Source organism: Kribbella qitaiheensis, assembly GCF_042657745.1.
GTDB classification, from domain to species: domain Bacteria; phylum Actinomycetota; class Actinomycetes; order Propionibacteriales; family Kribbellaceae; genus Kribbella; species Kribbella qitaiheensis.
In genome coordinates, this window is the sequence record NZ_JBHSKE010000019.1 from 142583 (window position 1) to 169582 (window position 27000).

At 68.8% G+C, this 27000-nt stretch carries 23 protein-coding genes; 12 read left to right on the top strand and 11 right to left on the bottom strand.

What is annotated here, in order from left to right; all coding sequences use genetic code 11:
* Window positions 1–6 precede the first annotated feature (6 nt).
* From ACFPJ1_RS16735 to ACFPJ1_RS16755, 5 genes are read left to right on the top strand one after another with little or no spacing between them, the layout of a single operon-like run.
* Window positions 7–1383, top strand: a complete 1377-nt coding sequence (locus tag ACFPJ1_RS16735; RefSeq protein ID WP_380104785.1) for a phosphomannomutase/phosphoglucomutase — start codon at window positions 7–9, stop codon at window positions 1381–1383.
* Between the two features lie 10 nt (window positions 1384–1393).
* Window positions 1394–1606: a Trm112 family protein gene (locus tag ACFPJ1_RS16740; protein ID WP_465261076.1), complete on the top strand. Its 213-nt coding sequence runs from the start codon at window positions 1394–1396 to the stop codon at window positions 1604–1606.
* Window positions 1603–2682 carry an SIS domain-containing protein gene (locus ACFPJ1_RS16745; RefSeq protein ID WP_380104787.1) on the top strand — a complete coding sequence of 360 codons (1080 nt, stop codon included), beginning with the start codon at window positions 1603–1605 and terminating at the stop codon, window positions 2680–2682. Before ACFPJ1_RS16740 ends, ACFPJ1_RS16745 begins: the two co-directional genes overlap by 4 nt.
* Window positions 2676–3848: a mannose-6-phosphate isomerase, class I gene (gene manA / locus ACFPJ1_RS16750; RefSeq protein ID WP_380104788.1), complete on the top strand. Its 1173-nt coding sequence runs from the start codon at window positions 2676–2678 to the stop codon at window positions 3846–3848. Before ACFPJ1_RS16745 ends, manA begins: the two co-directional genes overlap by 7 nt.
* 31 nt (window positions 3849–3879) lie before the next feature.
* Window positions 3880–4839 carry a cation diffusion facilitator family transporter gene (locus ACFPJ1_RS16755; RefSeq protein WP_380104789.1) on the top strand — a complete coding sequence of 320 codons (960 nt, stop codon included), beginning with the start codon at window positions 3880–3882 and terminating at the stop codon, window positions 4837–4839.
* Between the two features lie 6 nt (window positions 4840–4845).
* On the opposite strand, the gene ACFPJ1_RS16760 is transcribed toward ACFPJ1_RS16755, so the two are convergent.
* The gene (locus ACFPJ1_RS16760) at window positions 4846–5214 is read right to left on the bottom strand and encodes a MerR family transcriptional regulator (RefSeq protein WP_380104791.1); all 369 of its coding nucleotides are present in this window, start codon (window positions 5212–5214) and stop codon (window positions 4846–4848) included.
* Between the two features lie 118 nt (window positions 5215–5332).
* On the opposite strand from ACFPJ1_RS16760, the gene ahcY reads away from it, so the two are divergent.
* Window positions 5333–6769 (top strand): adenosylhomocysteinase, encoded by a 1437-nt coding sequence (ahcY, locus tag ACFPJ1_RS16765; RefSeq protein ID WP_380104792.1) that lies wholly within the window; start codon window positions 5333–5335, stop codon window positions 6767–6769.
* Window positions 6770–6857: 88 nt separating this feature from the next.
* Here ahcY and ACFPJ1_RS16770 read toward each other — a convergent pair whose 3' ends face one another.
* Complete coding sequence (locus ACFPJ1_RS16770) at window positions 6858–7826, bottom strand: RDD family protein (RefSeq protein WP_380104794.1); 969 nt, start codon at window positions 7824–7826, stop codon at window positions 6858–6860.
* Window positions 7827–7907: 81 nt separating this feature from the next.
* Between ACFPJ1_RS16770 and ACFPJ1_RS16775 the strand changes: the two genes are divergently transcribed.
* Together ACFPJ1_RS16775 and ACFPJ1_RS16780 are read left to right on the top strand one after the other, a co-directional pair.
* A complete protein-coding gene (locus tag ACFPJ1_RS16775; RefSeq protein ID WP_380104796.1) occupies window positions 7908–8906 on the top strand; it encodes a stage II sporulation protein M in 999 nt (332 codons plus the stop codon).
* A 31-nt stretch (window positions 8907–8937) separates the two neighbouring features.
* Complete coding sequence (locus tag ACFPJ1_RS16780) at window positions 8938–9705, top strand: DUF1206 domain-containing protein (RefSeq protein WP_380104798.1); 768 nt, start codon at window positions 8938–8940, stop codon at window positions 9703–9705.
* A gap of 21 nt (window positions 9706–9726) precedes the next feature.
* On the opposite strand, the gene ACFPJ1_RS16785 is transcribed toward ACFPJ1_RS16780, so the two are convergent.
* The 4 genes from ACFPJ1_RS16785 to ACFPJ1_RS16800 form a co-directional block, all read right to left on the bottom strand.
* On the bottom strand, window positions 9727–11319 hold the full coding sequence (locus ACFPJ1_RS16785) for an ABC transporter permease (RefSeq protein WP_380104800.1): 1593 nt from the start codon (window positions 11317–11319) through the stop codon (window positions 9727–9729).
* Window positions 11316–12212: an ABC transporter ATP-binding protein gene (locus ACFPJ1_RS16790; protein ID WP_380104801.1), complete on the bottom strand. Its 897-nt coding sequence runs from the start codon at window positions 12210–12212 to the stop codon at window positions 11316–11318. Before ACFPJ1_RS16790 ends, ACFPJ1_RS16785 begins: the two co-directional genes overlap by 4 nt.
* Window positions 12209–12844, bottom strand: a complete 636-nt coding sequence (locus ACFPJ1_RS16795) for a TetR/AcrR family transcriptional regulator (RefSeq protein WP_380104803.1) — start codon at window positions 12842–12844, stop codon at window positions 12209–12211. Before ACFPJ1_RS16795 ends, ACFPJ1_RS16790 begins: the two co-directional genes overlap by 4 nt.
* A gap of 572 nt (window positions 12845–13416) precedes the next feature.
* A complete protein-coding gene (locus ACFPJ1_RS16800; protein WP_380104805.1) occupies window positions 13417–13938 on the bottom strand; it encodes a cupin domain-containing protein in 522 nt (173 codons plus the stop codon).
* A gap of 121 nt (window positions 13939–14059) precedes the next feature.
* Here ACFPJ1_RS16800 and ACFPJ1_RS16805 point away from each other — a divergent pair, with 121 nt between their 5' ends.
* The 4 genes from ACFPJ1_RS16805 (at window position 14060) to ACFPJ1_RS16820 (ending at window position 16858) form a co-directional block, all read left to right on the top strand.
* Window positions 14060–14440 (top strand): winged helix-turn-helix transcriptional regulator, encoded by a 381-nt coding sequence (locus tag ACFPJ1_RS16805; protein ID WP_380104807.1) that lies wholly within the window; start codon window positions 14060–14062, stop codon window positions 14438–14440.
* Window positions 14437–14973, top strand: a complete 537-nt coding sequence (locus tag ACFPJ1_RS16810; protein ID WP_380104809.1) for an MOSC domain-containing protein — start codon at window positions 14437–14439, stop codon at window positions 14971–14973. The genes ACFPJ1_RS16805 and ACFPJ1_RS16810 overlap by 4 nt, the downstream gene beginning before the upstream one ends.
* Before the next feature lie 147 nt (window positions 14974–15120).
* Entirely contained in the window at window positions 15121–15786 is a 666-nt protein-coding gene (locus ACFPJ1_RS16815; RefSeq protein ID WP_380104811.1) for a response regulator transcription factor, read from the top strand.
* Between the two features lie 70 nt (window positions 15787–15856).
* Window positions 15857–16858, top strand: coding sequence for a sensor histidine kinase (locus ACFPJ1_RS16820; RefSeq protein WP_380104813.1), 1002 nt, complete (start codon window positions 15857–15859; stop codon window positions 16856–16858).
* Window positions 16859–16921: 63 nt separating this feature from the next.
* On the opposite strand, the gene ACFPJ1_RS16825 is transcribed toward ACFPJ1_RS16820, so the two are convergent.
* Genes ACFPJ1_RS16825 through ACFPJ1_RS16845 form a run of 5 tightly spaced genes read right to left on the bottom strand, consistent with a single transcriptional unit; the run spans window position 16922 to window position 27000 of the window.
* Entirely contained in the window at window positions 16922–17407 is a 486-nt protein-coding gene (locus ACFPJ1_RS16825) for a hypothetical protein (protein ID WP_380104815.1), read from the bottom strand.
* The gene (locus tag ACFPJ1_RS16830; protein ID WP_380104817.1) at window positions 17404–18378 is read right to left on the bottom strand and encodes a multicopper oxidase domain-containing protein; all 975 of its coding nucleotides are present in this window, start codon (window positions 18376–18378) and stop codon (window positions 17404–17406) included. The genes ACFPJ1_RS16825 and ACFPJ1_RS16830 overlap by 4 nt, the downstream gene beginning before the upstream one ends.
* A gap of 29 nt (window positions 18379–18407) precedes the next feature.
* Window positions 18408–20408: a multicopper oxidase domain-containing protein gene (locus ACFPJ1_RS16835; protein WP_380104819.1), complete on the bottom strand. Its 2001-nt coding sequence runs from the start codon at window positions 20406–20408 to the stop codon at window positions 18408–18410.
* Between the two features lie 13 nt (window positions 20409–20421).
* The gene (locus tag ACFPJ1_RS16840) at window positions 20422–21693 is read right to left on the bottom strand and encodes a multicopper oxidase domain-containing protein (protein ID WP_380104821.1); all 1272 of its coding nucleotides are present in this window, start codon (window positions 21691–21693) and stop codon (window positions 20422–20424) included.
* A 57-nt stretch (window positions 21694–21750) separates the two neighbouring features.
* Window positions 21751–27000 carry a hypothetical protein gene (locus tag ACFPJ1_RS16845; protein ID WP_380104823.1) on the bottom strand — a complete coding sequence of 1750 codons (5250 nt, stop codon included), beginning with the start codon at window positions 26998–27000 and terminating at the stop codon, window positions 21751–21753.

Sequence of the window (27000 nt, forward strand, 5' to 3'; positions counted from 1 at the left end):
CCACGCATGGTAAACGTTGCTGCGATCTTCAAGGCGTACGACGTGCGTGGGGTCGTTCCGGACGAGCTGGACGAGTCGGTGGCCCGGGCGACCGGTGCCGCCCTCGTCGAGGTGCTGGACGTCCTGAGCGGTCCCGGCGCAGTCGTGATCGGTTACGACATGCGGCCGTCCAGCCCCGGGCTGGCGGCTGCCTTTGCCGAAGGAGTGACCAGCGCCGGTGCCGACGTGATCGACATCGGCCTGGCCTCCACGGATCTGCTGTACTTCGCCTCCGGCCGGCTCCAGCTGCCCGGCGCGATGTTCACCGCGAGCCACAACCCGGCGAGGTACAACGGGATCAAGATGTGCCGTGCGGGGGCCTCGCCGGTCGGTGCGGAGTCCGGTCTGCGCGACATCGAGGACCTGGTGGCCAAGTCCCTGGTCGACGGGCTCGGCACGGTCGCGGCGCCGGGCAGGGTCACCCACAAGGACATGTTGACGGCGTACGCGGACTACATGCACGAGCTGGTCGACCTGTCCGGCATCCGGCCGCTGAAGGTGGTCGTCGACGCCGGCAACGGGATGGGCGGCCACACCGTGCCGGCCGTGTTCGCCACCGGCCCGGTCCAGATCGTGCCGCTGTACTTCGAGCTGGACGGCAACTTCCCGAACCACGAGGCCAACCCGCTGGACCCGAAGAACCTGGTCGACCTGCAGGCGAAGGTCCGCGAGACCGGGGCCGACCTGGGCCTGGCCTTCGACGGGGACGCCGACCGCTGCTTCGTGGTGGACGAGAAGGGCGCCCCGATCTCGCCGAGCGCGGTCACCGGCGCGGTCGCCGTCCGCGAGCTCGCCAAGCATCCCGGCTCGGCGGTGATCCACAACCTGATCACCTCCAAGGCGGTCCCCGAGCTCATCATCGAGCACGGCGGTACGCCGGTCCGCACCCGGGTGGGGCACTCCTTCATCAAGCAGAAGATGGCCGAGACCGACGCGGTGTTCGGCGGCGAGCACTCGGCGCACTACTACTTCCGCGACTTCTGGCGGGCCGACACCGGCATGCTCGCGGCGCTGCACGTGCTCGCCGCGCTGGGCGAGCAGGACAAGCCCGCCAGCGAGCTGTTCGCCGTCTACGAGCGCTACGTGGCCTCGGGTGAGATCAACAGCCGGGTGGACGACGCGGCCGCGACGGTCGCGGCGATCGAAGACACCTACGGCGATCGCGACGGCATTACCGTTGACCACCTGGACGGTCTGACCGTCGACGCAGGACAGTGGTGGTTCAACGTCCGCGCGTCCAACACCGAGCCGCTGCTGCGGCTCAACGTCGAGGCCGCAGACGCCGCCACCATGGAGCGTGTCCGCGACGAAGTCCTGGCCCTGATCACCGGTGCATCGAAGTAAAAGGAAAGTGATGACTCCTCCTAACATGAACCTGGACCCCGACCTGCTGAGCATCCTGGTCTGCCCGAAGTGCCGGTCGGAGTTCCGGGTCGACGACGAGGCGAGCGAGCTGGTCTGCACCAACCCGACCTGCGCGCTGGCCTACCCGGTCCGCGACGACATCCCGGTGCTGCTGATCGACGAGGCCCGTGAGACCAAGAACGAGGCTCCCGAGAACGCATGAGCTCCTTCGACGACTCGCGGCTGGACGATCCAGCCGCTCTGCTGGCCACCGACCACCTGTTGCGCCGCCTGGCCGGGGCCGGGGCGCGGGTCCGGGCCGAGATCGACGCGTCCGAGGACGCGCTGTCCCAGCTGGGTTCCGACGGCTTCCGCCCGCGGGCGATCGTCGCCGCCGGCCGGGACGCCCGGCTGGTCCGCGCGGTGCTGGAGCCGGTCTGCCCGGTCCCGTTCGTGGCCTGGCCCGGTCCGGGGCTGCCCGGCTGGGCCGGTCCGCTGGACCTGGTGATCGTGCTCGACGGCACCACAGGCGACTCCGCGGCCATCTCCGCTGCCGCTGAAGCGGTACGGAGGGGCTGCGGGCTGATGGTGGCCTCGCCGGAGGACTCACCCGTGGACAAGGCGTCGGCCGGGTCGCGCCACGCGATCCGCCTGCCCTCCCAGTCCGATGACCAGCTCGCGGCCGCGGTCGCAGTACTGCAGGGGCTGCACCAGCTGGACCTCGGGCCCGCGGTGGACGCCAAGGCGGTCGCGGCGATGCTCGACGACGTCGCGATCGAGTGCTCACCCAACAACGACGTCGCGTCGAACCCGGGCAAGGACCTGGCCCTGATGCTGGCCGACGCCCTCCCACTGGTCTGGGGCGGATCCGTGCTGGCCGCCCGGGCCGCTCGCCGCGTGGTGGAGGCGATCCGGCTCGCCAGTGGCCGTCCGGCGCTCGCGGCCGACGCGGGTCACCTGCTGCCGGTGCTCGCGAACCAGCCGCCGCGGGACGTGTTCGCGGATCCCTTCGACCAGCCCGAGGACCTCCGGCCCGGTCTGGTCATCCTGGACGACGGCATCGACGACCCGAGCGTGACGGAGACCCGTCGCCAGCTCGAGGACAAGGCCGAGCGGCACGACGTACGGGTGCACGTGGTGACGCAGGCGAACGGCACGGACGTCGCCCGGTACGCCGCCCTCATGCAGCACGGCCGGTACGCCGCCGCCTACCTGGGTCTCGGCCTCGGGCGCTACGGCACGGCCGTCGAGGACTCACCTGCCGGTTCGGGGAATCCCGCGGAGGATCCGGCGTGGTAGCTCGGCTCCAGAACACCATCCGGGACTACGCCTGGGGCTCGCGGACCGCGATCCCCGAGCTCACCGGGGTGGAACCGGACGGCTCCCCGCAGGCCGAGCTCTGGATGGGCGCGCACGAGTCGGCGCCCTCCCTGCTCCCCTCGGGCGAATCGCTCTACGACCGGGTCTCCTCGCGGCCGTCGGAGGTGCTCGGCGCCGAGGTCGCCGAGCAGTTCGAGGGCAGGTTCCCGTTCCTGGCCAAGATCCTGGCCGCGGAGCAGCCGCTCTCGATCCAGGCGCACCCGTCCCGCGAGCAGGCGATCGACGGGTACGAGCGGGACGAGGCGGCCGGGATCCCGCGCGACGCGGCCGACCGCAACTACAAGGACGCCTGGCCGAAGCCGGAGATCCTGATCGCGCTCGGCCCGTTCGACGCGCTGGTCGGCTTCCGGCCGCTCGAACAGACCGTGGCGCTGCTGGAGGCCCTCGATGCCAAGGGACTCGAGGACCTCACCGATCTGCTGCGCAACGGGAAACTGCAGGACGCGTTCACCGAGTTCATGGGCACCGACCGCGACGCGATCCGCCCGCTGGTCGCGGCTCTCGGGGAGGCCTGCCGCGCCTATCAGGGCGACACCTTCGCGCTCGAGGCCGACAGCCTGGAGAGGTTGTGCGAGGAGTTCCCGGACGATCCCGGCGTACTCGCCGCGCTGCTGCTGAACCGGGTCCGGCTCGAGCGGTTCCAGGCCGTCTACCTGCCGGCCGGGAACGTGCACGCTTACCTGCACGGCACCGGGTTCGAGGTGATGGCGAACTCGGACAACGTGCTGCGGGGTGGGCTGACCCGCAAGCACGTCGACGTCGCGGAACTGGGGTCCGTGGTGGACTTCGAGCCGCTCGCCTCGCCGGTGCTGGAGGGAACACCCGTCGCGCCGGGCATCACGGCGTACGAGACCGGCTGTGAGTACTTCGCCGTCCGGCGGATCGAGCTGACCGAGGACGGGCTGGAGGTGCCGGCGACCGGGCCGCGGATCGTTGCCTGTGTGGACGGATCCGCCGTGGTAGGTGCCCAGGGCACCGAAGCCGCCGTGGCGTTGTCCGCCGGGCAATCTGCGTTCCTCGAAGGACCCGAAGGACCCTGTACCCTGCGTGGTTCCGGCACGGCGTTCGTCGTGTCCGCTCGCTGAAAACCCCTGAAAGCACGGAGGAACGGGCAAAATGGCTGGTGACGGTAACAAAGCCGTCGTCGCGGCACTGCTGGCGAACACTGGTATCGCGATCACGAAGTTCGGCGCCTGGGCCCTGACCGGTTCGGCGTCGATGCTGGCCGAGTCGATTCACTCGCTGGCCGACGCCGGGAACCAGGTGCTGCTGCTGATCGGTGCGAAGCGGGCCAAGCGGGAGGCCGACGAACTGCACCAGTTCGGCTTCGGGCGGGAGCGCTACGTCTACTCGTTCATCGTCGCGATCGTGCTGTTCAGCGTCGGTGGTCTCTTCGCGCTGTATGAGGGCTACCACAAGGTGCACGACCCGCACGGGATCGACGACTGGAAGTGGGTCCCGGTCGCGGTGCTGCTGGCCGCGATCATCATGGAGTCCTTCTCGTTCCGGACCGCGATCGTCGAGGCGAACAAGGTCCGTGGCCATGTCGGCTGGGCCCGGTTCATCCGCAACGCGCGGGCGCCGGAACTGCCGGTGATCCTGCTGGAGGACTTCGCCGCGCTGACCGGTCTGGTGCTGGCGCTGATCGGCGTCACGCTGACCCTTATCACCGGCAACGGAGTCTTCGACGGCCTGGGCTCGATGGCGATCGGCGCGCTGCTGGTCTGCGTCGCGATCTTCCTGGCGATCGAGATGAAGTCCTTGCTGCTGGGCGAGTCCGCGACCCGCGAGGCGCAGCAGAAGATCATCGACGCGATCGAGGGCGTGCCGGGCGTCCAGCGCCTGATCCACATCAAGACCCTGCACCTCGGACCCGAGGAGGTTCTGGTCGCCGCCAAGGTCGCCGTCGAGCCGGACGCCGACGCCGCCTCCATCGCCGACACCATCAACACCGCCGAGGTCGCCGTCCGCGAAGCCGAGCCGATGTCGGTCCACATCTACATCGAGCCCGACATCTACGTAGAGGGCCACCAGCCGGCCACCCGTCCCGCAGTCCCCGAAGCCCCCGGCCACTAAGCCACGTCAGCGGGGGCGGTGAGGCGGGGGTGGGAGGACGCCGGAGCGGCCCAGCCAGCGGAGGGCTCGTTCCCGGTCGATCTCGGCGGGGCTGGGTGGAGCGGAGAGGCGGCCGGTGCGGTAGCCGAGGTTCCGGATGTCGGCGGCTACCGAGGGTTCTGCCAGGGCTTTCAGGGCGAAGGCCAGGGCGGCGGGTGTCACGTCGTACCGGTGTTCCAGCTCGAGGGCGAGCTTGACCGCGGCGAGGTCGCGGTCGTCGTACTGGCGCTGGGAGTTGCGGCCGGCCCGGGAGCGCGGCAGCAGGCCGAGCGCCTCCCGGTAGCGCAGCATGCGGGGAGTTGTGCCCAGCTGTTTGGCCGCTTCAGTGATGCGCATGCCACTCATCCTGACATTTCAGTGTCAGAAACGCCCCCCAGGCGATCAAATACCCCGGGTGCGCCCTCTAGGCTCTGGCAGGCAGGAAGCAATCACAGTCTTCAGGGGAGCGGAACGCATGACGTTCGATTACAAGGTGGCAGACCTCGGACTCGCCGAGTTCGGCCGCAAGGAGATCCGGCTGGCCGAGCACGAGATGCCGGGCCTGATGGCGATGCGCGCGCAGTACGGCGAGAGCAAGCCGCTGGCGGGTGCCAAGATCATGGGCTCGCTGCACATGACCATCCAGACCGCTGTGCTGATCGAGACGCTGGTCGCGCTCGGCGCCGAGGTCCGCTGGGTCTCGTGCAACATCTTCTCCACCCAGGACCACGCGGCCGCCGCGGTCGTCGTCGGCCCGAACGGTACGGCGGACGCCCCGCAGGGTGTGCCGGTCTTCGCCTGGAAGGGCGAGACGCTGGAGGAGTACTGGTGGTGCACCGAGCAGGCGCTGAACTGGCCCGGTACTGACGGCCCGAACATGATCCTGGACGACGGCGGCGACGCCACCATGCTCGTCCACAAGGGCACCGAGTTCGAGAAGGCCGGCGCCGTTCCGGACCCGTCGACCGCCGAGTCCGAGGAGTACGGCGTCGTGCTGTCGGTGCTGACCCGGACGCTGCAGGAGGACCCGCAGCGCTGGACCACCATCGGCCAGGGCATCAAGGGTGTCACCGAGGAGACCACCACCGGCGTGCACCGGCTGTACGAGATGCACAAGGCCGGCGCGCTGCTGTTCCCGGCGATCAACGTCAACGACTCGGTCACCAAGTCGAAGTTCGACAACAAGTACGGCTGCCGGCACTCGCTGATCGACGGCATCAACCGCGCCACCGACGTGCTGATCGGCGGCAAGGTCGCGGTCGTCTGCGGGTACGGCGACGTCGGCAAGGGCTGCGCGGAGTCGCTGCGTGGTCAGGGCGCCCGGGTGATCGTCACCGAGATCGACCCGATCTGCGCGCTGCAGGCGGCGATGGACGGCTACCAGGTCACCACCCTCGACGACGTGGTCGGCATCGCGGACATCTTCGTCACCACCACCGGCAACAAGGACGTCATCACCGCGGACCAGATGTCGCGGATGAAGCACCAGGCGATCGTCGGCAACATCGGCCACTTCGACAACGAGATCGACATGGCGGGGCTGTACAAGACGGCCGGCATCGAGCGGGTCACGATCAAGCCGCAGGTCGACGAGTTCCGCTTCGCCGACGGCCACACGGTGATCATCCTGTCCGAGGGCCGGCTGCTGAACCTCGGCAACGCGACCGGTCACCCCTCGTTCGTGATGTCGAACTCGTTCACCAACCAGGTGCTGGCCCAGATCGAGCTCTTCGCCAAGACCACCGAGTACCCGACCGACGTCTACGTGCTGCCCAAGCACCTGGACGAGATGGTCGCCCGCCTCCACCTCGACGCGCTCGGCGTGAAGCTGACCGAGCTCTCGAAGGAGCAGGCGGAGTACCTGGGTGTCCCGGTCGAGGGCCCGTACAAGTCGGACGCCTACCGCTACTGAGATACCGCAGTACCGCGTACGCACGCCAAGGCGCCCCGTTCCTCCGAGCGGGGCGCCTTCGCGTTGTCCGGAGGCTATTCCCTGGCGGTCAGTAGCTCTGGCCGGGCTCGTTGCTGCCTGGGGCGTGCCACCCGCCGGGATTGACCACCGCGTCCTGCGGGCGAGGAGCTACTGGTGGTGGCGGCGAGTACGGCACTTGCTGCGGTGCCAGGAATGGGCCGGGCTGAGGGGCGCCGTACGGGCTGGGAGGTGCGTAGGGGGTAGTGGGGCCGAAGGGGCCGGTGTTGGTGGCGTAGGCGGGGCGCTGGGTGGCAAGGCGGGCGAGCTCGCGGCGGCGGCGTTCGGCCAGTACTGCGGACAGGAACGCGGGCGAGGAGATCGCCACCGGCGGCGAGGGCGCCGTGACTCCGCCGACGCGGAAGGCGAGCGCATCCCCGAGGGCGACCTGCGCGGTAGGCTCCAGCTCGGTGTAGCGGGCCAGATACTCCCGCGCGGTGTTCGCGAGCTCGTCGGACAGCCGCGACAGCTCGAGCGACTGGGCCCACTGCACCAGGTGTCCCGGCACGAACAGCGGCGGTGATGCCATCGGCTGGTGCCGTTCGCGGATCACCACCGTGCCCGCCACCATGTCGCCGATCCGCTTGCCCTGCTTGTTCATCAGGCTTGCCACGATCCCCGGGCAGGCGGCGAACCAGGGCGCGAAGTCCACGAACAACCACAGCAGGTTCCGCACCAGCGCGTGCCGGAACCGGATCGAACTGCCGTCGTCGCGGACCACCTTGAGGCCGAGCATCATCTTGCCGAGCGTCCGGCCGCGGGTCAGCGTCTCCATCAGCACCCGGTAGCCGATCAGCACCAGCAGCAGCACGATGAAGACGAGCGCGACCCCGAGCGCCTCGCTCGCGCTGCCGATCAGAAAGCCGAACAGCGACGTGAGCAGCACGGCGATCACGATGCACTGGATGGTGAAGTCGATCGCACAGGCCAGCGCCCGGGTCGGCATCCGGGCGATGCGCACCTGGAGGACGACCGCTTCCCCCGTGACCAGCTGAGACACCGTGCCGCCCCCCTCCGCCGAAGACACTTCGTCCGGCTAGTCTGCCAGCGCAGGGGAGCCAGGCGAGCGACAGGAGGGGTGATGGACGTCGAGGCGTTCGTGTCCGTACATCAACCCCAGTGGGATCGCCTGGCCCTGCTGACCCGCCGGCAGCGAAGGCTGAACGGTGCGGAGGCGGATGAGCTCGTACTGCTCTACCAGCGCGTCGGCACGCACCTGTCGGCGCTCAGAGCAGCCGGTGCCGACCCGGTGACCGTCGGCCGGTTGTCCGGCCTCATCGCGGACGCCAGAGGAGCAGTGACTGGCGCTCAAGCACCTGTTTGGCGGGACATCTCGCGGTACTTCCTGGTGAGCTTCCCTGCCGCGCTGTACGTGTCGCGGCGCTGGTGGCTGACCATCGGCCTGCTGTTCTACCTGGTCGCGGCCTGGATGGCCTGGCGGATCATCGCCCACCCAGAGGTGATCGACTCGATCGCGACACCCGCGCAGATCCAGGAACTGGTCGACAAGAACTTCGCCGCTTACTACTCGGAGAACCCGGCCCAGGACTTCGCCCTCCGGATCTGGATCAACAACGCCGCCATCAGCGCCGCGGTCCTGGCGGTCGGGGTGCTGCTGATCCCGACCTTCTTCGTGCTCTGGAGCAACGCCGAGAACCTGGGCGTCACCGCCGGGCTGATGATCGCGAACGACCGGGCGAACGTGTTCTTCGGCCTGATCACCCCGCACGGCCTGCTCGAGCTGACCGCGGTGTTCGTCGCGGCCGCGGCCGGGCTCCGGCTCGGCTGGGCCTGGATCGCACCCGGCCCGCGGACCCGGATGCAGGCGCTCGCCCAGACCGGGCGTGCCACCGTCGGGATGGCGATCGGCCTGGCCGTGGTGCTGCTGATCACCGGACTGATCGAGGCTTTCGTGACTCCCTCGCCGCTGCCGACCGCAGTACGGGTCGGTATCGGGGTGCTCGCGGAGGTGGCCTTCTTCGTCTACGTGTGGACTCTCGGTCGTCGAGCGGTTCGCGCGGGTGACTATGGCGACGTCGAAGCAGGCGACCGCGAGGCGAGTGCTCCCGTTTCAGCCTGACCTACCGTTTGCGGGTGGGTACGAGAATGCCATGAGTACCGCCCAGCAAGCCCGGCAAAGCCGCGTGTACGACTACGCCATCACCGTCGGCCTGATCGCCTACGGTGTGGTGTACCTGCTGATCGCCTGGATCGCCCTGCAGGTCGCCTGGGGCGACTCGTCGGAGGAAGCCTCGCAACAGGGGGCCCTCAAGGAGTTGGCCAGCAAGCCGTTCGGTGAAGTGCTGCTCTGGATCGTCGCCATCGGCCTGTTCGTCCTGGTGATCTGGAAGGTGCTCGAACTCATCTACGGCCACCTGAACACCGAGAAGAAGGTCTCCTCGATAGGGCGCGGCGTCGTCTACCTCGCGCTGGGCGTCAGCGCGGTCAAGGTCGCGATGGGCTCGAGCCAGTCCGGCACCAGCCAGTCGAGCGGTATGACCGCCAAGCTGATGGAGAACGGCGCCGGCCGGGTGCTCGTGGTGATCGGCGGCCTGGTCCTCGTCGGCGTCGGCGTCCGGCAGATCTACAAGTCGGTGACGAAGAAGTTCCTCGAGGACCTGACCGGTGGCGTCTCGCAGGCGACTGTGATGCTCGGCCGGGCCGGCTATGCCGCCAAGGGGGTCGCGTTCATCACCATGGGCGTGCTCTTCGCCTGGGCCTCGATCAGCTACGACCCGAAGAAGGCGGGTGGCCTCGACACGGCCATGCGGACGTTGAAGGACCAGCCTTTCGGCACGGTGCTGCTCACCCTGGTGGCTCTCGGCCTCGCGTGCTTCGGCGTCTACTGCTTCGTCTGGTCCCGCAACGCCAAGCACTAGTCCGGGTCCTTGGAGCGGAGGTCAGGCCGGCAAGTCGCGGTGGCGTAGGCCGGCCAGGCCTACCGCAGCCAGCGCTGCAGCGATGGCCAGCAGAGCGATCTCCGGCGCTGCTGACATGCCGCCGCCCGGCAGAGCGGGGAGATGGGCGAACGGCGAGATGTCCATCACCCAGTCGTCGAGCTGGACCGCCGCACCGGCGATGCCGAGCAGCAGGCAGATCGCGGGTGCGACCCAGGCTGCAGGCGACAGCCGGGGAGCCAGTCCGACAATAGCGATCGCCACCGCCGCCAGAACCCAGACGGCAGGCAGTTGGACTAGCGCGGCCTCGATCAGCCGAGGCACCTGCTGACCGACATCGCCCGCCGCGGCCCCGTAGGCCAGACCCGAGGTGAGTCCGGCCGCCAGCAGCGCGGCTGCCGGTCCGAGCAGGGCGAACACCAGATGGCTCGTTGCCCAGCGCAACCTGCTGGTCGCGGTGGCAAGCACCGGCTCGGCCCGTCCGCTGGTCTCCTCGGCCCGCAACCGCAGCGTGGCCTGGACCGCGTAGGCGGCCGAGATCAACCCGACGATCGACATCACGCCGACGAAGTACGAGTCGATCAGTCCGGTCTTCCCGCCGATCCGGGCGAAGAAGTCTCTGGCCGCCTGGTCGTCCCGCATCAGGTCGCCGACCCCCTCGGCGACACCGCCGAACAACACGCCCAGCAAGGCGAACGCGGAGACCCAGGCAGCCAGCAGTCCTCGGTGCAACCGCCACGCCAGCGCGAGCGGAGTACGCAAGGAGGGAGCTCCGGTCGCCGGGCCCAGCCGCGCCGGCAGCAGACCCGAGCCGACGTCGCGCCTTGCGGACAAGGAGACCGCGACCGCGACGAGTACGCCGGTGACGGCGATGACGAGTACGGCGACCCCCCAGTGGTCGCCGCCGTACGGGCGGATCCGTTGCAGCCAGCCGATCGGCGACAACCAGGACAGCCAGGCCAGACCGCCATCGGAGTGAGCACTGGTGTCACCCGCCGCGCGGAACGCGAAGGCGGCACCCAGTACCGCGATCGCGATGCCGCGCGCAGTACTGGCGGCGGCCGTGAGCTGGGCGGCGACCGCTCCCACGGCCGCGAAGAACCAGCCGCTGACGGCGAATCGGATGCCGAGGGCAACTGATCCCGCGAGTGGCAGGTCCTGGCTGGACATCCCCAGGACCAGCAGGACGGCGAGGAGCAGATTGGCGGCGAACACCGTGGCCAGGGCGGCGGCCAGAGGGGCGTGCCGCCCGACCACCGTCGATCCGAGCAGTTCGCGTCGACCGGTCTCCTCCTCGACCCGGGTGTGGCGAATGACGGTGAGCAGGCTGATCAGCCCGACCATCACCGGCACGAACCCGACCCGCCAGGTGATGAACTCGCCGAGGCTCGTCCCGGACAGTTCGCCGTAGAGCGTCACGAATCCCGCGTTGTCGGCGTACTGCAGGCGCGAGGCCGCAGTGGGGAAGAGCTCGTTGAAGGAGGAGACGTAGCTGACCGGGATCAGCGTGAGGATGACGATCCAGAGCGGCAGGATCAGCCGGTCCCGCCGCAGGATCAGGCGGATCAGGCCGCCCGTACCGGTCAAGGTGCTCATCGGGTCGCCGCCGGTTCGTACAGGCGCAGGAAGAGCTCTTCCAGCGTGGGCGGTTGGCTGACGAGACTGCGTACGCCGGAGTCGGTCAGCTGGCGCAGGACCGCGTTGATCGCGTCCGCGTCGACCGCGAGGCTCACCTTCCCGTCCTCGACCTTCAGATCATGGACGCCGGGCAGATCGGCCAGTCCGTTCGGCGGCCCGGTCAGCTCGGCGTGGATCGAGGTTCGGGTCAGGTGCCGCAGCTCGGTCAGGGTGCCGGTCTCGGCGGCGCGCCCGGAACGGATGATGGTGACCCGGTCGCAGAGCGCCTCCACCTCGGAAAGGATGTGGCTGGACAGCAGCACTGTCGTGTCGCTGCGGTCGCGGATCTCCTGGATCGACTGCCGGAACGCCTCCTCCATCAGGGGATCCAGGCCGGAGGTCGGCTCGTCGAGCACCAGCAGCTCGACCTCGGACGCGAGCGCGGCGATCAGGGCGACCTTCTGCCGGTTGCCCTTGGAGTAGGTCCGGGCCTTCTTGCGCGGATCCAGGTCGAACCGCTCCAGCAGTTCGGCCCGGCGCTTCTGGTCGAGCCCGCCGCGCATCCGTCCGAGCAGGTCGATCGCTTCGCCACCGCTCAGGTTCGGCCACAGCGTGACGTCGCCGGGCACGTAGGCCAGGCGCCGGTGCAACTCGGTCGCGTCCGTCCACGGGTTGCCGCCGAGCACCTCGGCGCTGCCGCTGTCGGCCCGGGTCATGCCGAGCAGGATCCGGAGCGTGGTGGTCTTCCCGGCGCCGTTGGGTCCCAGGAAGCCGTGCACCTCACCGGTGCGGACCGTCAGGTCCAGTTCGTCCAGGGCCCGCGTGCGCCCGAAGGTCTTGACCAGGCCCGCGGTGCGAATCGCCTCGGTCATCGTTGTCCTCCATCGTCCATTCGATCCATCGCGGTATGCAGTTGAGCGGCCTGCTCGGGGGTGAGCAGGACGTGGGAGAAGGCATCCACAAAGCCTCTGTTCAGCCGGACATGGCCGGCCGGTGTGTCGAGATCCACGCCGAGCGCGCGGGACATCTGGTCCTTCATCAGGAAGACCCCCAGTTGCATCGCGACCAGTACCGCGGCGTACGCCCGCAGGTCCCTGGTCTCGACCTTGTCGCGGGTCAGCCAGTCCTCGCTCAGTCGGACGGCGTCGTCGAACAGGGCGCCCGCCGCATCCGACCCGTCCACCATCGACCGCACCAGATAGCCCTGCAGAGCCCTCATGGTCGGATGCAGCGCCACCATGCCCGCGGTATCCGTCAGTCCGCCGCCGGAGAACAGTTGCTCGCGCAGCCGGTTCATCTCGGCGGTCGCATAGGCGTCGCAGGCGTCGCGCAGGGCTTCCTTCGACCCGAAGTGATGCCGGATCAGGCCGGACGAGACCCCCGCGGCGGCGGCGATGTCGCGGATCGACGCGCCGTCGATACCGCGCTCGGTGAACAGCCGCAGGGCCGCATCCCTGATCCGGGCGCGAGCGGTCAGATCCTCGCTGGCGCGGTCAGCCGACATGGCGTCTTCCTCTCGGACCTCGAAAACTACACACAGGAGCAAGTTACTACACAAGTGTGTAGTCGCCAATAGCAATGACCTCTTCGCTTGAAAGTTGCTCGACCGTGGAGATCGACCTGCGGCCGGCGGGCGACCGGCGTACGGCTGCCTGTGTGCTGGCAGGGGAGAGCTGACAGTTGCTGGAAGCAAATGATCTCTCGGTGGAGTTCGCCTCTCGCGGCCGGCGCGGCTGGCGGGTTCCACGGCGGCTGACGGCTCGTAAGGCGGCAGCGGGCGAACGACCCGTCATCGGGGGCCGATCGCGGGCCGGGAGCCGAGGCGCGCGGTTGAGCCCGCACCTTGTGCACCAGGTGAGCGTTCGAGCCGCCCGGGCCTGCTCAGCTGGTGCACAAAGTGTCGGCATGGGGGCCACCGGCACCCTTGGGCGGAGGAGCTTCCCGGGCCTGGTGCCGCACCACTGAGCGGCTCCGGGACAGCTGCGTTCCTTCCCTGGTCGGGCTGGAGATCCTCCCGCCGGCGCCGAGCCGCAGGTCGCCTGCCACTTCGCGGAGGTGCAGCAGAAGATCTGGGCCTCAGGACAGGTCGGGCAGGGGGATCGTCTTCGCTAGTTGGTTCATGATGGCGAAGCGGGCCAATTGGTCCTCGTCGATCGGTGGGACCTCCTTGCCGGGGACGGCGGGGAGGGCGTGGTCGGCGATCACGGACTCGGTGCCGCCGGGGGTGAACATGAAGATCATCCGGGCGGCGTGGTTCGCGACGTTGTGGAATCGGTGCCGCACGCCGCGGGGGATGTGGACGAAGTCGCCGGCCTTGGCGATGAAGGTCTCCTCGCCGTCGAGGAACTCCAGTTCACCGGAGAGCAGGTAGAAGGTCTCCTCCTCATCGGGGTGCGCGTGCGGCGGCGGTCCACCACCGGCCGGGACTGTCGCCTCGATGAAGCCGAAGGCGCCGTTCGTCTGGGAGGCGCGGGCCTTGATCGTGTAGACATCACCGGCCGCCCACACCGTCGGCCCCTCCCCGGACGGCACGTACAGCGCGCCGCGCTTGAACCAGGCGGGGTCGTCGTGCGGCAGATCGGACCAGGGGAAGCTCATCGCAGGGCACTCACATTTCGCGTGGTTTGGTAGAAAGTGGAATGACCCGGCCAGCCTGTCGGTGGGGCGTGGTCTGGGCAAGAAGGCAGTTTCCGGGCACCTGGTATCGCGGAGGGAACCGATGACGAACGTGGCGTCCGAGAAGGTGTTCGAGGAGACGGCGGAGTCGTGCGGGTTGATCCGGGACGTGCTGGCGTTGATCGGGGAGAAGTGGTCGGTCATCGTGCTCGACCAGTTGCGCGACGGGCCCTTGCGGTTCAACGAACTGCGGCGGGCCGCGGCGCCGGTGACGCAGCGGATGCTGAGCGGCAGCCTGCGCGGGCTCGAGCGGGACGGGCTGATAACGCGCACCGTCTACCCGACCGTCCCGCCCAAGGTCGAGTACGAGCTGACCGAGGCGGGTCGTGCGCTCAACTCGCTCGTGTACGGCGTCGCCGGCTGGGCCGATCGCTACCTGCCGACCGTCACCGCCTCCCGCACCTCGTACCAGGAGACCCGGTGAAGGTCGATTCGGTCCACCGCGACGACAAACACCGCTTCAGCAAGCCGGCCGTCCCCGAGGTACGGCTGATCGAAGGCATCGGCGTGGAGGGCGACGCCCACGCCGGCGCGACCGTGCAGCACCTGCACCTCGTACGGCGGAACGCGGCGGCGCCCAACCTCCGACAGGTGCACCTGATCCAACGCGAGCTGATCGACGAGCTGAACGCCAAGGGGTACGACGTAGCCCCAGGCGACCTCGGCGAGAACATCACCACAGACGGCCTGGACCTGTTCAGCCTGCCCACCGGCACGAACCTCCGGCTAGGCGACAGCGCGGTCGTGACGGTGACCGGGCTGCGCGACCCGTGCAACCAGATCAACAAGCTCCGCACAGGCATGCTCAAAGAGGTCATCTGGCGCGAGGCCGATGGCACCACCGTCTACCGAGTCGGAATCATGGCCGTCGTCTCCACAGCCGGCGTGGTCCGTCCCGGGGATCCGCTGACCGTCGTCCTGCCGCCAGAGCCCCACGAGCCGCTCGGGCTCGTCTAGGACCGGTCAGACCCTTCCGCTGGACGCTCAGGCAGAACAGAATGACTCTGGGTAGGCAGATCGGTGGGGGCCCCGGACTGGCGCTGTTCGGACGACGGTGCCTGGCATGCTGTGTGCCCGGTCATGCATGACGGCCGAGGGGGTTCGATGACCAGGATTCTCGTCATTGACGACGAGCCGGATCTGCTGGGCTTTGTCGGCCACGCGCTGGAGGCCGAGGGCTATCACGTGCTGACCGCGATCGACAGCACGGAAGGGCTCCGGGTGGCGCTGACGACCAAGGTCGACCTGGTGGTCCTCGATCTGCTGATGCCGGGGCTCGACGGTCAGGCGGTGCTCACGGCCTTGATGGCGCACGACCCGACCACGCGGATCCTGGTCCTGTCCGCGACGGAGGACAAGCAGGCCCGGGTCGCCTGCCTCGAGGAGGGCGCGGTCGACTTCCTGGCCAAGCCGTTCCTGCTTCGCGAGCTGATCGCGCGGGTACGGTCGCGGCTGCTGGCCGAGCCGGTGGCCCGGCCGTCCGACGTACTGCGGGTCGGGGCCATCGTCCTCAACACGCGCACCCGCCGGTTGCAGGTCGGCGGGCGGACGGCTGAGCTGTCGCAGCGCGAGTTCCTGCTGTTGCAGCACCTGATGCGAAACCCGGACATCGTGTGTTCGCGCCAGGAGTTGCTCTCGGAGGTCTGGGGCTACGACTTCGACCCGTCGACGAACCTCGTCGACGTCTGCGTCGGCCGGCTCCGGGCCAAGCTGCGCGACGACGTGATCCGGACGGTGCGCAATGTCGGTTATCAGCTACAGACAGCGTGACCGGAGCGCCGGAACCCCGGCGGCGCGGCAGACCAAGCCCTGGCGTCTTACCGCGCGCGGGGAGCAGGTGGTGGACGGCGTGCTGGCGGCCATCATCATCGCGATGCTGGTGCTGATGGTCAGGATGCCCGGCCAGGAGACGATTCCGTACCACATCCTCTTCCTGTCGCTCACCATCGTCTACGGCTTCAGGGTCTGGCCGCTGTTGCCGACCGTCCTGGTGACGCTCGCGGTGACGGGGGCGACCGGCTGGATCCTCGGCTCGCACGCGTTCAGCGGGGTCATCGACCGCGCGGAACTCGCGGAGGTCCCTCTGATGCCGGCGCTCTTCGTGGCGATGGTCTGGCACGCTCGCCGCCGGGTCGCCGCCCTGCGGCAGGTCGAGCTGATGGCCGACCAGCGCAGGGCCAGTCTGGAGCGCGAGCGCGGTTTCTTCCGGGACACCTCACACGCCCTCCGGACGCCGCTGACGATCGCTCGCGGTCATCTCGAACTCGCCGCCACCGGTCCGATTCCGGCGGTCGCGAGCCAGCGCATCGGAGTCGCCGTCCACCAGCTCGAGCGGATGTCCGCGTTGTCCGACCGGTTGCTGGCACTCGCCCGGCTGGACGCCGGCGAAGAGCTCGAGATGAGGCGTACGGACATCGGCGCACTGGTCAGTCAGATCGGCCGGAACTGGAGTGCCGGTACCGATCGGCACTGGGTGGTGAGCTGCCTGCCGACTCGCGTCGTGGACTGCGATCCGCAGTGGATGGAGCTCGCGTTGGACGCGTTGATCGAGAACGCGGTGCACTACACCGGGCCGTGCGACACCATCAGGCTCGGCTGCATCGCGATGCCGGACCGGTACATGATCACGGTCGACGACTCGGGGCCGGGCATCCCGGCCGAGCAGCTCCCGCACGTGTTCGAGCGTTTCTGGCATCGCCGGCCGCCCGACGGCCCGATGGGTAGTGGTCTGGGCCTGCCGATGGCGAAGGCGGTGGCAGAGGCCCACGGGGGAGTACTCCGGGCGATGACCAGTCTGGACGGTGGCGCCAGGTTCGAGCTGACCGTGCCGACCGGACGGTGACGGGGCCTACGAAACAAGGCGATCGCGTACGGCGGCCGTCGGGGCAACCGGCCGCCGCACTCGTCAGCGGACGGTGACGTGCTCAACCTGGGCACCGCCGAGCAGCACGGTGACGCTCGAACCCCGGCGGACCCAGTTCCCGGGATTCTCGAAGACCAGGTAGTAGGTCTCGCCCGCCGTGTACTTGCCGGTGTGGGCGTGGTTCATCAGCAGGTCGCGGACGACCAGCCCGGTTCGCTCGTCCACGACGGCCGGCGGCGTCGCGGCGTCGTGCACACTGTTCGCCAGGTTCGGGTCGAGTACCTGGAACCGGAGATCCAGCAACCCACCGCCGCCGGTCACAGCGACCCGGGTGATCCGTACTCCGCTGCGCTGGGCCAGCCCGTCGGCATCCACCGCAGGCCGTCCCCAGACCACCTCGACGGCGGTTGTCGCCGGTGGTGTGGAGGAGGCCTTCCCCGGCCCGTACGTCAGCCAGACGGCCAACGCACCCGCAGCCAGCATGCTGCCGACCACGGCACCCAGAACCAGCCGTGGCGCGCGAGTCATGGCTGGATGAAGGTCAGCATGCCGCCACCGGTCGCCGGCGTCGGCGAAGTACCGGTCTGAGGGCCGTTGGTCAGGTGCAGTTGCCGGTTGTACAGCGGGAAACCATGACTACTCGGCGGACTGCCGGCGGGCACGGTGACCAGGGAGTCCTCGGTGGCACCGGCAGGGATGGTCTCCGTGCTGGCGGAGAAGGCGTTCGTCAGCAATCGGGCATCGCGGGCGACGACCTGCTGATGCGTACCGAGCAGTGTCATCGACGTGTTGTCGTAGCCGGCGTTGAGATACCGCAGCAGCACCCGCTGCCCAGCGGTCGCGCTGATCGGCGTCGTGTTCGGGTAACCCTTCCCGTTGATCAGCCAGTACGTCGCCCTGTAGTTCTGCAGGTCGAACGTGTCCGGCGCCGCGTTGAAGGCCGGATCGATCGCCATCAGCACGAGGATCGCCTCGACGTCGTACGCCGTACCGGGGGTGCCGTAGGCCTGACCGGGAACCGACGAGCGGACCAGGAGTGGGCCGGACAAGCCCATGGCCTCCTGTCGGCCCGCGTTGCCGCCGCTCTGATAGAGGTAGGTGCCGGGCCGGCCGGCCGTGAAGGAGCGGCTGACAGCCGCGCCTGGGGCCGCGTCGGCCGGCCCGGGGTCGACGGTCACGCCGGGGATCTCGAAGGACAGCGCGTGTCCGGGCGGCAGGGCGTTCCGGACCGTGATGGTGACCAGGTCGCCCTGGTCGACCGCGAGTTGCGGTCCGGGCAGGCTCGCGGTCGCGGAGTTGCAGTCACCCGCGGCAGCCGGGATGCCGAACCCCCAGATCGGGACCGTTCCGCCACCGGGTAGCGGGGCCGTTCCCGTGACGGCACACAGCTCGATCGAGATCGTCGCGGCGGAGGCCGAACTGCCCACGCAGCTCAGGCCGAACGTAGCCAGCAAGAGCACCACCAGGACCCGGGTCCTGCGGTGGACGGATGTACGCATCGCCCATCTCCTTTGCCGCTCGTGCCTGGTCATGGCGCGTCGTACACGATCTTCATCAGGTCGCCCCAGGTGGAGAACGCGACCGGTGCGGTGGGGGTGAAGCGCTGGGTGTGGACCAGCACCCGGATCTGCCCCTTGTACGAACCGGTGCCGATGTAGGCGTCGGCCGGTCCGGGCAGCGTCCAGGTCGAGCTCACATCCGTCGAACCGACTGCTTGCGGCTGCGCAGGCGGTGCCGGCAACGTCGTCCAGCCCGCGGAAGTCGCGTTACTGCAGCCCGCGGCGCCTGCGATCGTCCAGTTGCAGACCTTGACTGTCTGCTGGGGCAGGTTGGAGGGCAGCACCGGGCAGGTGGCGGTGGTGGTGACACCGCAGTTGCGGCCCTTGTAGAGCACCTTGAGGTTCTGGCTACCGGCCGGGACACCGCCGAACGCGCCGTACCAGTCCGTGGCCAGTGCGGTCAGCGTGGAGCCGGTGACGTGGCCCGCGGCTGTCGTCCCCAGTTGGCCGCGAGCAACGGTCCAGGTGGTGGTTCCCTGCCCGGCGGTCACCTGCAGGATCTCGTTGTCGACGCGAACGAAGTACGGCCCGCTGGTCGGGAAGCCCGCCGCCGAGGCGACCGTGATGCTGGTCTGGGCAGCAGTGGTCGCTGTCGGTCGTGTCGTCGTCTTCGGGTTGACCTGGTAGTAGGTGCCGTCCGCCAGTCCGAGTGCGGTGACTGCTCCCGACTTGAGGGTGGCACCGATCAGCCCTGTCGAGGTCGGCGAACCGAAGCAGCCGCCAGGCGGGTCGACCCTGAGCAGTGTGCCCATTCCGCCGAAGCCCTGGTCGAAATTGGTGAACTCGTTCAACGCGTGGCTGTGCAGCGGGAAGTACCACTCACCGCAGAGGTTCTGCGAGGTGGTGCCGACCGGCAGCGTGCCCTTGCTGCCGAGGTACGGGCTGCCGGCGTACCAGGTGTTGCCGTCCTTGAAGAAAAGGTTGCGGTAGTTCGGCTGGGCCACCGGCAGCGGGTTCGTGGCCGGGTCCCAGTTGTCCTGGTCGTCCCAGCGGAGCAGGTAGTCCTCGGTCTGTCCGGAACCGATCGTCTCGCCGAAGTGCTCGGTGGAGGCGATCAGCCGGCCGTCCTGCGCGATCTGGCGGGTGTGGTTGCCGTGCGGGTGGAACGGGTGATTCACAGCCCCGACGTTGATCATCCGGACCAGCGCCGGCCGGGCGTTCGTCGCCGTGTTGGGCTGGATCCGGACGAGCGAACCATAGGGCTGGTTCGGCAGCAGGGCCGAGCCGTTGTCCTGGATCGTGTCCGGGAACTCCCGGCCGTTGATGGCGAAGTACCTGTTCCGCAACGTGTTCACGTCGTACGTCGCGCCTACCTCGACGGCGTGGTGGAGATCGGGATCGATGTCACTGAGCAGCAGCAGGTACTCCCGGGCCGGATCGAAGCGGGTTCCGGTGTCGTAGGCATAGTCGGCTCCGAGCGCCGGCCGGATCACCAGCGCGCCGGTCAATCCCATCTCGACCTGCTTGACGACGTCCGAGCCGCTCTCGTACAGGTAGGTGCCCGGTTGTCCCGCGACGAAGGTGTAGGTGACCGTGCCGCTCGTGGCGACCTCGGTCGTGAGCAGTCCCGGGGTTCCACCGGTGGCCGTGACAGTGGCGTCCTGGCCGGGGAACACGATGGAGGTTGCCTCGGGCAAGGTGTTGCTGAGGTGCACGACCACCGTCTGACCCTGCGTCGCGCACAGCACCGGACCCGGGCTCTGGAAGTGCCCGTTGTCCGGGGCGTCGGCGTTGGCGTAGCTCCACATGAAGACGCTGTTGCCGTCCGGGGTGTCGATGGTGCCCGACTTGGCGACCAGGTTGAACGTGTGGGTCGAGCCCGCCACGGTGCCCGGCGTACAGATCATGCCGATCGGCGGGGCGTCCGGCGGCAGCGCGCTCGCGTGCAGCGAGGCCGGTACCGCGACGCCGCCGGCCAGGGCCAGCGCGACCATCACCCGGCGGATGCGTTGCATCGTCCTGCGTGTCATCGTCGCCTCCTGGTCAGACATAGGTCTGGCTCACGGCGGTCTGCGGGGGCAACGGGGTCTGGTACACCCGAACCTCGGTCATCATCCCGCTGGGGCCGGGCGCGCCGAGGCTGGACAACCTGCGCCAGTCCCGGTTCTTGAAGTAGTAGACGTTGTAGCTGCCCCGGCTGTCGGAGCCGGACGGCCGCGTTGCCGCATAGGCAGGAGCGTCGAACAGCACGTCTCTGGCCTCGCCGGGCCCGATGTACAGCGTGTTGGTCCAGTACGACGTGTCGACGGCGCCGTTGCGCAGCAGCGAGGCGTCCTGCCCGATCACGTGCATCGGCAGGCCGGGCAGTTGCATCGCATGCTGCTGGTAGCCCAGGTTCGCCAGCCGGAGCAGGACCCGATCACCTGGGTTCACCTGGACCAGCGCCGAGTTCGGCAGGCTGTAGTCGGGCGCGTCATCGTAGTTCGCGTTCGGAGTGGCGATCCGCAACGTCGCGGGCAGCGTGGGGTCGTCGTTCGGCAACAGTGTCTGCGGATAGCAGCGGCCGTTCAGAGTGAACCACTGCGGCTCGTAGTCCGTGGCGATCGACTCCTGGATGTCGCGGTCGCCATCGTGGAAGTTGCTCCAGTACTCGTTCAGCAGAATCGCGAAGTGCCGGTCGTAGCCGGTCGACCCGTCGCCGTCGTTGTAGGCGAAGTGGGAGAAGCCGCCGATCGGCGTACCGTCCTGGAGTGGGCGCACGAACACGATGCCGGTCATGCCCATCTGCACGTGCTCGACGTCCTCGAAGTGGCAGTGGTACATGTACGTGCCCTCGCGGTGCGGCCGGTAGAAGTACGTCAACTGCCGGCTGATCGGTACCGCGACGGACACCTCGGGGACGCCGTCGTTCAGCGGTGACGGGATGTCGAAGCCGTGCCAGTGGATCGTGTGCGAGTCGGTCAGGTCGGGGCGTTGCACCAGGCCGAGGTTGGTCAGGGTGATCTTGATGTCGTCGTTCTGCCGGAAGTCCAGCGTCGGTGCGCTGGTCTGCGCATGTCCCTTGTACTGCTGGACCAGCGCGTCGACGGTGGCCGTCGGACTGACCGGGATGAACCCGAAGATGTACAGCGGGTCGTTCTCCCGGCCAGGCACCACGACATACCCGTCGGTCGCGGCCAGGGCCAGCGTGGTGGTGGCCGCGGAGGCGGTCCCGACGGCCTGGATCACCCCGCCGGCGGCCAGGGTACCCAGGGCACCGAGCCCGGTGGCCTTCAGGAAACCCCGGCGTCCCAGGCCGGCCTTCTGCGGTGCCATCGCGTCCTCCCTCGGAGCGCCTGCTCGCTGTTTGCTCATGGCAACTTCACGCTCACTTCACGGCAACGGAATGGGTACGCCGGGCAGCTCGTCCGCACCGAGGTCCCAAGGAGTCCGGACCCGGAGTGTTCGCAGCTGCGGCCGGAACTGACTGTCGAAGTCGCCCAGCCCACCGAGTGCCGGCAGCGAACTCGGTGCCTGGATCCCGCCGCCTGTACAGGCGTTGAGAGCGGTGGCGGGTGCGGGCGCAGCCGTGTTGGAGCACCGGACCCCCCGGTCCACCAGCGGAGTGCCACCCTGCAGGTGGTAGTTCCCGGTCAGGCCGACCGGCGGATCGGCGCCGGTGATGGTGACGGCCGCGGTCTGGGGGTCGAGCCGGGAGCCGGACACGGTCAGCTCGAGCGTGAACGGCGTGACGAACAGCGGGTTGGTGCCGACGATGTTGCCCTGGCCGGGCGGCAGCGCGTGCTGGATCCCGTCCGGACCGAGGATCTGCCCGTTGGTCAGGTCGGAGTAGCGGGGTACGAAGGTGTCGGCGTTGTTCGTCGTACCGTGCACCTCGAAGTCGATGAAACCCTCGTCCACCAGGGTCGCGCCCGGCCCGAAGCCGGTCAGGGTGAAGGCGTTGTTGTTCCAGAAGATGTCGTTGAACTGAGCCGTCGGCCTGGAGAAGTCCGGCCTGGTCGCGGCATTCGGGTACTGCGCGACGTAGCGGGCGTCGTTCTGCCAGAGCGGGTCGTTGCCTTCGGAGGCGAGTCCGGCGGAGTGTGGGACGCCGATCGCGGAGTTCTCCGACGAGGCGGTGGACACGTTGTTGGCCACGGTGTTGTTGATGATCCGCACGTTCGACGAGTCGTCGAGCATCATGGCGCCGCCGATATCGGCCGAACCGTTGTCGACGATCATGTTGTCGCGGAGGTTGATCGTGGCGTTCAGCGCGTCGAGCACGAACAACCCGCCGCCGTCGTCGGCGGAGTAGTTGCTCTGGATCAGGTTCTTGTCCAGCGACACCGCACCGGTGCCGTCGCCGAGCGCGCCGCCGCCGACCGGGATCTCCGACTCGATCGCGACGCCCGCGCCGGAATCCACGGAGTCGTTGTAGTAGATCTGGTTGTCGTGGATGTTCCCGTTCGGGCTGAGCCCGATGTGGGAGACACCCGCGCCGTAGTTGACGCTGAAGTTCGAGCAGACGATGTTGCGCGCCACCTCGTAGTCGTTCGAGCCGTAGAAGATGCCCACGCCGCCGGCCTGGGTCAGGCCGCCATTGCCGAGCACCCTGTTGTTGGCGATCCGGACGCTGTAGTTGTGACCGGCGTGGGCGTAGGGCTGCCCGACACCGATGCCGCCGGCAACGACCCCGGAGTTGTTCTCGAGCACGTTGTTGGTGAGCTGCTCGTTGTTGATCGAGGCCTGCAGCTGGATGCCGCCGGCGCCCTCGCCCGACCCGGTCATCAGGGCGACACCGTCGACCCGGGACTGGTTGAAGGCCGGCTGGTTCAGCGTGGCCGTCACCGGCGTCAGGTTGTACGCCGCGGTGGTCTGGGCGACCACGGTCACGTCGGCGCCTCGCAGGACGGGGTGGGACGGGTCGGCATACGGGCCGTGCGCGGTGACCAGGGCGTCGTAAGCCGTCGCGTTCTGCTGGAAGTAGCGGCCGTCGATCACCGAGCCGAGGACGTGGAACCGCGGGTCCTCCGGGTCACGCGCCTGGAACTCGTGCGCGCCGATGATGCCGCCCGGGCCCTTGCCCTGGATCTTCAGCGGCTTCCACACCAGCACGTTCTCGTTGTAGGTGCCGGGCTGCAGCACCAGCAGGCTCTTCGCCGGCGCCGCGTCGATGGCGGTCTGCAGCTGGTGGCCGGTCAGCGTCGGTGCCGCGACGTTCACCACGTTCGGGTTGTAGCTGACGGTGTTGGTGCCCGTGCCGTTCGATCCCATCACGTGGACGGTCAGACCGTTCGCGGTCGAGACCCCGCCGTTGATGTCCGCCGTGGTCAGCGTCAACTGCTTCGGGCCCGGCCGGAAGGTTGCGTTCGGCAACAGGTTCGCCGCCGCGTTGGAGGCGAGCGCGGGCACGTTGATGACGATGGTGTCGGGCGTACCGGTGGTGCCGGACGTCCCGGGCGTCCAGCTCACGATGCCGCCGTTGGCTCTGGTCAGGGTCTGCACCTGGCCGTTGCGCGCATCGGTCAGCGTCGCCCGTACGCCGGCGCCGCCGGTGGCCGTCCCCGTGGTCCCGATGAAGTCGCCCTGGATGGTGATCTGGCGACTGCCGCTGGCCGGAACGACCGGAGTGGAGACCTGGAGCAGTTCGGGCCGGGCCGGAACGGCCGGATCCTCGCACCCGGTGCCCGAGATCGGGTCGAGCGGCAGGTCGAGCTGCGTGGTGAGACCCGGCCAGGCCTCGGCCGGTGTCGTGGCGGTGAGCAGGTTCGGGTTGTAGCCCGCGTTCGGGGCGGCCTTGCTGCCTGGATCGTCCACCTTGACCAGGTACATGCCAGGGCACGGGCCTTGCGGGATCGGGCAGTTGAGCGTCTCGGTGGACGGCACGAGCGCCTCGAAGGAGCCGTCCGGGCTGGTCGTCACGGTGGTGAGCAGCCGCCAGTTGTTGGCGTCGTACGGCAGGTTGACGTTGCCGCCGGGGCCGGCGGTGTCGACCCGGGCGTAGATGCCGACCGGGATGCCGCCGATCGGCCGCGGCTCGCCGTACCACGGCGACTGCGGGTTGCGCTCGAAGTAGATGTCGTTGAACACCTGGCCGACCAGGCGGCCCGGTTCGGCCACGTCGCCGATCCGGGTGTCGTCCGCGTTCTCGCCGTTCGGGTCGGTGAGGAAGTTGGTCATCAGGTTGAAGTCGGCGTTGGCGTTCTGGCTGTTCTGCAGCACGACCAGGCGCTTGTCGCACAAGGGCGCGTGCGCGCCGGCGACGCCGAAGTAGTTGCTGCGGGTCACCAGGGTCGACTGGTCGATGACGTGGTCGTCGCCGGTACACGGCGGTGGCGGGATGGCCGGTGTGAAGTGGTTGCCGAGGTCAACGTTCACGTCCTCCTCGCGGACCGGCCGGTAGAGACAGCCGGTACCGTCGCCGGGGATGGCGCCCTTGGCGTGCGTGACCTGCTGGGAGCCGGCCGGGTTGCAGCTGCGTGTGTCGGTACCGTCGGTCGGCATCACCACGTGCGTGATGTAGGTGCCGGCGACCAGTGGGGTTGGGTCGCCGCCACCCGTACAGGTGCCATCGTCGGCTGCCAGGTCGTAGCCGCCCGGGCAGAAGTCGGCGAAGGCGTAACCGCCGTCGAACGCGCCGTCCTTGGTCTGCTCACCGGTGATCGGGACCTCGAGACAGTTCGGCCCGATGGCCGGGTTCAGGGTGCTGCTGATGTCGGCGCCGGTGGCGTCGCGGACGGAACAGCCGGGGGCATAGGTGGCGGGGTTGGCCGGTGGGGTGCCGCTCGGCTGGGTCCAGTGATCGGTCACGTACTTGTTCACGACGACGTCGTCGGCGGTGTTGGGCTCACCGTCCGGGCCGAGCGCCTCGAGGTAGACCGTGACGTCGGGGATCGCGGGTTCGTAGTCCTCATGGGCCTGCATCCGCGCGTCGAACTCGTTGCGGGTGGTCGAGAAGTAGGTGATGCCGACGATCTGTCCCGGCGTACCGGCGGGGTAGTCGGTCTTGCCCCAGTCGACCGTCGCGCGGTGTCCCTCGGTGAGCAACTGGTTGGTGAGCAGCGCGCCACCGAGGTCGGTCGGGATGTGCGTCACGACGCTGGGGTCGTACTCGTCGTGCACGGCCGCGCCGCTGACGCCGAACCGCGCGAAGCCCTGCTCGTTGACGATCCAGCGACCGAGTGGTCCGCCCTCCGCCGTCGGGTACTGGTAGTAGCCGGACGGGTTGGTGACAGTGGCCTCCTTGATCGAGCCGTCCCGCCACCGCTGGTCCATATCGGTGTTGGCGATACTGGGTTCACCGGAGTCGCGAACCCCGTTGCCGTTCAGGTCCTTGTAGACATGGCCGTCCAGCCAGCCGAACCAGCGGGATACCCCGAGTCCTTGTTCGTCCGGGCGGACCGGATCAGGATCGCCGACAGTGACTGTCTCACCGGCTCCCACTGTCACCGGGACGATTCGCATGATGTAGGACAACTGTTCGTCCCAGACCGCGAGGTTGTAACTGCCCGGCGGCACGTTCTGGATGTCGAAGTTGCCCTGGGCATCGCCCTGGTCGATGAACACGGTGCGGTCCGTGCTCGAGTCGCTCAGCGCCACGAACGGCTGCTCCACCGGCTCGCCGAGGGTGAGCTGGTCGAACGGCGGCCAGCCCTGCCAGTTGCGCGCCGTACCGGTGATCTCACCCGTGCCGGGGGTCGCGAACGGCTGCGGTGAGCAGACGAAGCCGAACCAGTAGGCGGTCCGGGCCGTCGGCGGCTCCCAGAGCTGCTCGCCGGGCGCGCCAGTGCCGTCGCTGCCTTCCTCGACGGGGGCGAGCAACTGGAGTCCACCGTCGATCGTGGTGGTCTGGTACCAGCGGCTGTCCGGGTTGCTGTTGCAGGGCTTGTCCGGTGGGTGCACGTCGATGAAGTAGGTCGCGGGACCGAGGTCGTTCAGCTGGGCGAAGCCGTCGCCGTTGGTCAGACACAGACCACCACACAACGGCTGGTTGTTGTAGTCGACCGTGACGGCGCTGTGGGTCTGCTCCTCGAGCCCGACCTGGAAGCCGGTCAGGCCGCCCTCCTCCGTGTCAGGTGCGCCGTTGGCCCAGGCGTTGTCCTCGAAGACGAAGACCCGGATCTTGCCCAGTGGCAGGGGATGCGCCTCGCTCTGCACCGTCAGGTCGATGCGCGCGGTCAGCTTGCCGGTGACATCGGCGTCCGCGGGCAGGGTGATGTGCTTGCCCCACAGCTTGTGGTCCACCGCGCGGACCGAGATCAGGTACCGGCCGGCCGGCAGCGAGACGGTGTCGCGGACCTCGTTGCCCTCGCGCACGATCGGGCTGTTGCTCTCGGTGCTCAGCGCCTTGGGATCGTTCGGCAGCTTCGTGTTGTCGAAGTTGACCACATAGTTGAAGTGCGCCAGCGGCGTACCGGTGGGGAAGTCCCGGGCGTCGATGGTGACCTGACAGCCGCCGGACGGACAGGCGGCGGCCGCCTGCGCCTTCGGAGCGGCCAGCGGTCCCGACGAGCGCAGGGACGCGAATCCGGGCAGGAAGGCGAACACCATCGCGAAGATCACCAGCCGGGCGATCGACGACCGCTTCCGGTCGCGGCGGCCAGGACGCGCAGAGGTTGTTCGTTTCCACGAGGCTGCAGACAT